A 3,137-nucleotide genomic window follows, 5' to 3' on the forward strand; every position below is an offset into this window, starting at 1 on the left:
AGTGTCCCGCTTTTTTGAGATGGGAGAAAAAAATTATTACTAACCCGAATATTTACGGTGCAATGGCTGGTTTCCCATGCATAACAGCCAGTTGCCAAAAGATTTTGATGACAAGGCCCAGAAAATCGGATATGTGGCCAAGGCCGGTGGCCTGCAGGGATATCTGGTATCTAAAAACGCGGTTGAAAAATACAACATCAAGTCTTTGGATGACTTTAAACGTGAAGAGGTTAAAAAGGCCTTTGACAAAAACCATGACGGCAAAGCCGATCTGACCGCCTGTCCTCCGGGGTGGGGATGCGAAAAAGTCATTGCCCACCACTTAAAGGTTTACGATCTCGAAGATGATATCAATCCGGTAAAAGCATCCTATGAAGCAGGCATGGCGTCTGCCATCGGTGGAGACAAAGCAGGAGAACCCATCTTCTTTTACACCTGGACCCCGAACTGGACCGTATATAAACTCAAACCCGGGAAAGACGTGATGTGGATCAACGTGCCTAAGATTCTACCCACTGAAGCCCAGGCCATGGTCGTGGACATGATGACCCAGTCCGGCATCGACGGCGCAGTTACGGATCCGGTGAAACTGGGATTTATTGTTTCGGATATCCGTATGGTAGCCAACAAAAAATTTTTAGCGGACAATCCTGCGGCCAAAAAAATTTTTGAACTCTTCACTCTGCCCCTTGCAGATATTAATGCGCAGAACACCCGCATGAACGCGGGTGAAAAATTAGCAAAAGAGATCCAGAAGCATGTCACGGAGTGGATTGCTGAAAATCAGAAAAAATGGGATGACTGGCTGGCCCAGGCCCGGGCCGCTGCAAAATAGACTGTTCCTTTTTTTCAAGATATAAGCCCCCCCCCCTGCAGGGGGTCTTATTTTTGGTGTTAATATTCTGAGTAAATAGTTGACGGTGGGGCTGTAATTATCGTATACTTCTAAAGTTGTACTAGTTCCCAACTATAAACAAAGGAGAGAACGATGAAAATTAAGATGAGTGTAGTGATTGTTAGTTGTGTTTTTCTTTTCGCAATGATCTTTGCCGGTTGCGGACAGCAGGACAAGCCGAAAGAAACCGCCAAAGCACCTCAGGTTGAAACCCAGGCTGCTGAAAAAGTTGAAACCCAGACTACTGAAAAAGTTGAAACCCAGACTGCTCAACCTGAAACCCAAGCAGTTAAGGAAGTTGAAACCCAAACCACTGAAGAAATTAAAACCCAAACTATTGAGGAAGATAAAACTCCAGCTGCTGAAACGCCTGCAGATGTAGAGGAAGCTCCGGCTGCAGAAAAAGAATAGAAAGCCGGTTTTATCTATGCAGGCCCAATGGGCGATTTAGAGTGGTCCCGACCCATGAACTCGACAAAAGAATGGATTGCTAAAAATCAGGCCAGATGAAACGACTGGCGAGCCCCCGGGTCGTTGCAAAATAGAAGGTTCTTTTTTTCGATAGATCCCCTCCCCCTTGCAGGAATACCAACCTGCAAGGGGGGTATTTTTTTTGGTGTTAGGAGCCTGTGTTTAAATAGTTGACGACAAACCAGCAATTATCGTATGATCCTAAAAATTTCTTGATACCCATATTATAACCTTTGGAGATAACGATGAAAACCAAGATGAGAGTGCTGATTGTCAGTTTTCTTTTCGCGATGCTCATTGTCGGCTGCGGAGAGCAGGACAAACCGAAACAAGCACCTGAGAAAACCACAGAAGTTGAGGCAAAAGCATCTGAAAAAACCGCAGACTCCCAGGATGCACCGGCTGAGGAAAAGAAGCTGAAAGCCGGTTTTATCTATGTGGGACCGGTGGGCGATTACGGATGGTCCCATGCCCATGACTTAGGCAAAAGGTATGTTGAATCTCTCTATCCTTGGCTGGAAACCGTTATTGTTGAATCGGTGACTGAAGCGGATTCCCTGAGAATCATGGATCGTCTTGTCCAGCAGCAGAAATGCGATGTGATCTTCACCACCAGTTTCGGATACATGGATAACACCGTCAAAGCCGCTGAAAAATATCCGGATACAAAATTTATGCATTGCGCAGGGTTCAAACGTGGCGCCAACCTGGGCACCTATTTTGGCGATCTGTATCAAATGTACTACCTCAACGGTATGATGGCAGGAATATTGACCAAATCCAATAAACTTGGTTATGTTGCCGCCTACCCCATTCCGGAACTGATCCGCCACATCAACGCCTATGCCCTTGGTGCCAAGGCCGTCAACCCCGATGCCACCGTGGACGTGAAATGGATCTATGCCTGGTACGGGCCGGACAAGGCCAAAGAAGCAGCTGAAGCACTGATTGCTGAAGGTTGTGATGCCCTAGCATTCACCGAGGACACCCCTGCGGTCGTTGAAGTAGGCCAGACTCATTGTGAAAAAGGCAAACAGATCTACACATTTTCCCATTATTCCCCCATGCAGGTGTATGGCAAAGATTCTGTGGTTTCAGGCCAACGCATGGACTGGGGCGGAATGTATGCCAAAATCCTGAAAGATATACATGAAGGCACCTGGGATCCCAGTCAGGACGTCTGGTGGCTGGCCAAAGAAAAGGCCGCCATTCTGGGCGGCAGCCCTGATGAAACCGTCAACACCAAATTTGTTGAACCCCTGAAACATGCCATGATTAAAACTGAACAATTTGGTGAAATCAGCGCCTATGACCTGGTCATGAAACGCTATGAGCAGATGAAGCAGGGCGTTGAGGTATTTGATCCGTTCATGGGTCCGGTTTCCGACAACAAGGGAGAGATAAAAATCAAGGAGGGGGAACGTGCCTCCAAAGATGATCTGCTTTCCATGATGTATTTTGTGGACAATGTGAAAGGCGAAATCCCCAACAAATAGTTTTATGATTAAAATACAACGCCTTGAAATGAAGGATATTTGCAAATCATTCCAGGGGGTTCATGCCAACAAGGATATCAATCTTGAAGTCAGTTCCGGAGAGATATTAGGCCTGCTCGGGGAGAACGGTGCCGGCAAGACAACACTGATGAATATCCTTTACGGCATTTACCAGCCCGATTCGGGAACTATCCTGATCAACGGCAAGCCCGTTCGTATCTCCAATCCGGTGGAATCCATCAATCTTGGCATCGGCATGATTCACCAGCACTTCA

3 protein-coding genes and 1 pseudogene are annotated in these 3,137 nt (G+C 46.8%); all 4 read left to right on the plus strand.

The window, feature by feature from the left end; all coding sequences use genetic code 11:
• Positions 1-70: 70 nt before the first annotated feature.
• Positions 71-835 (plus strand): annotated as a pseudogene (gene proX, locus B3D59_RS07425) (glycine betaine/L-proline ABC transporter substrate-binding protein ProX); the annotation flags it as partial.
• A 153-nt stretch (positions 836-988) separates the two neighbouring features.
• On the plus strand, positions 989-1,306 hold the full coding sequence (locus B3D59_RS07430; RefSeq protein WP_286818697.1) for a hypothetical protein: 318 nt from the start codon (positions 989-991) through the stop codon (positions 1,304-1,306).
• 305 nt (positions 1,307-1,611) lie between these two features.
• Positions 1,612-2,862: a BMP family ABC transporter substrate-binding protein gene (locus B3D59_RS07435; RefSeq protein ID WP_286818698.1), complete on the plus strand. Its 1,251-nt coding sequence runs from the start codon at positions 1,612-1,614 to the stop codon at positions 2,860-2,862.
• 4 nt (positions 2,863-2,866) lie between these two features.
• Positions 2,867-3,137, plus strand: a 271-nt coding sequence (locus B3D59_RS07440) for an ATP-binding cassette domain-containing protein (RefSeq protein WP_286818699.1), incomplete at its 3' end; no start/stop codon positions are given.

The organism is Desulfobacter sp. UBA2225, from assembly GCF_002348205.1.
GTDB lineage: Bacteria > Desulfobacterota > Desulfobacteria > Desulfobacterales > Desulfobacteraceae > Desulfobacter > Desulfobacter postgatei.

What these genes read in the sequence shown, in the direction of transcription:
- B3D59_RS07430 (WP_286818697.1), top strand. Translation starts at nt 989, where the DNA reads ATGAAAATTAAGATGAGTGTAGTGATTGTTAGTTGTGTTTTTCTTTTC.
- B3D59_RS07435 (WP_286818698.1), top strand. Translation starts at nt 1,612, where the DNA reads ATGAAAACCAAGATGAGAGTGCTGATTGTCAGTTTTCTTTTCGCGATG.